Annotated in this window: 1 protein-coding gene; it reads right to left on the reverse strand. The window is 46.1% G+C overall.

Features of this window, described 5'->3' with window-relative positions:
- Window positions 1–1,693: DUF1542 domain-containing protein (locus N8M95_RS09125; protein ID WP_261117077.1), on the reverse strand; the 1,693-nt coding region annotated here is incomplete at both ends.

Raw genomic sequence — 1,693 nt, forward strand, 5'->3', positions numbered from 1 at the left:
CATCGTTCTTAGCTTTCAATGCGTCATCGATGGCTTGCTTCGCTGCTGGTTTGGCTACCGGCGTTGGAGTGACTGAAGATATACTTGTCGCTCCGTCGTTTTTAGCTTGTTCCACCGCTGCGTTTGTTGTTGCAGTATCAATCGCTTGTTTCGCTGCATCGGCTTTTGCCTTAGCGTCTTCTTTAGCTTTGGCTTTTTCTTCAGCTGTTAAGTCTTTGTTCGCGTCAATCGTGTCATTCTTAGCTTTCAATGCGTCATCGATCGCTTGTTTTGCAGCCGGTTTAGCTATTGGTGTTGGAGTGACTGAAGATATACTTGTTGCTCCGCCATTTTTAGCTTGTTCTACCGCATCATTTGTTGTTGCGTTGTCGATTGCTTGTTTCGCTGTAGTCGCTTTGTCTTGCGCTTCTTGCTTAGCTGCGGCTTTTTCTTCAGCAGTCAAATCGTTGTTGGCATCAATCGCGTCGTTCTTAACTTTCAATGCGTCATCAATTGCTTGTTTTGCAGCCGGTTTAGCTGTTGGTGTTGGAGTGACTGAAGATATACTTGTCGCTCCGCCATTTTTAGCTTGTTCTACCGCATCATTTGTTGTTGCGTTGTCGATGGCTTGCTTAGCTGCGTCTGCTTTTGCTTTCGCATCAGCTTTCGCTGCAGTTTTCTCTTCGTCTGTTAAGTCGTTGTTTGCGTCAATTGCTGCTTCCTTAGCTTTTAATGCATCGTCGATTGCTTGTTTAGCCGCTGGCTTAGCTTGCGCTGTTGGACTTACTGAAGATACACTTGTCACTCCATCGTTTTTAGCTTTCTCAACTGCATCGTTTGTTGTTGCGTTGTCGATTGCTTGTTTCGCTGCGTCGGCTTTGGCTTTTGCATCTGCTTTAGCTGCAGTTTTTTCTTCGTCTGTTAAGTCATTATTGGCATCAATCGCGTCATTCTTAGCTTTCAATGCGTCATCAATTGCTTGTTTTGCAGCCGGTTTAGCTGTTGGTGTTGGAGTGACTGATGATACACTTGCTGCCCCAGCGTTTTTAGCTTGAGTTACTGCATCGTTTGTTGTCGCGTTGTCAATTGCTTGCTTCGCTGCGTCAGCTTTCGCTTTGGCGTCTTCCTTAGCTTTGGCTTTCTCTTCTGCTGTTAAGTCATTGTTGGCATCTATTGCTGCTTCTTTTGCTTTTAATGCTTCATCGATGGCTTGTTTTGCCGCTGGCTTCGCTTGGGCTGTTGGAGTCACTGAGTCTACACTTGTTGCTCCATCAGCCTTAGCTTGTTCCACCGCTGCATTTGTTGTTGCTTGATCAATTGCTTGTTTTGCTGCGTCTGCTTTGGCTTTGGCGTCTTCCTTAGCTTTGGCTTTCTCTTCAGCAGTCAAATCGTTATTGGCATCAATCACATCGTTCTTAGCTTTCAATGCGTCATCGATGGCTTGTTTTGCAGCTGGCTTCGCTTGCGCTGTTGGTGTTACTAAAGATACACTTGTCGCTCCATCAGCCTTAGCTTGTTCCACCGCTGCATTTGTTGTCGCCTTGTCGATTGCAGTCTTCGCTGCATCGGCTTTGACTTTCGCGTCTTCCTTAGCTTTGGCTTTTTCTTCAGCAGTCAAATCGTTGTTGGCATCAATTGCGTCGTTCTTAGCTTTCAATGCGTCATCGATGGCTTTCTTAGCTGCTGGTTTGGCTACCGGAGTTGGAGTCACCGA

Source organism: Streptococcus mitis, from assembly GCF_946190325.1.
GTDB lineage: Bacteria > Bacillota > Bacilli > Lactobacillales > Streptococcaceae > Streptococcus > Streptococcus mitis_CF.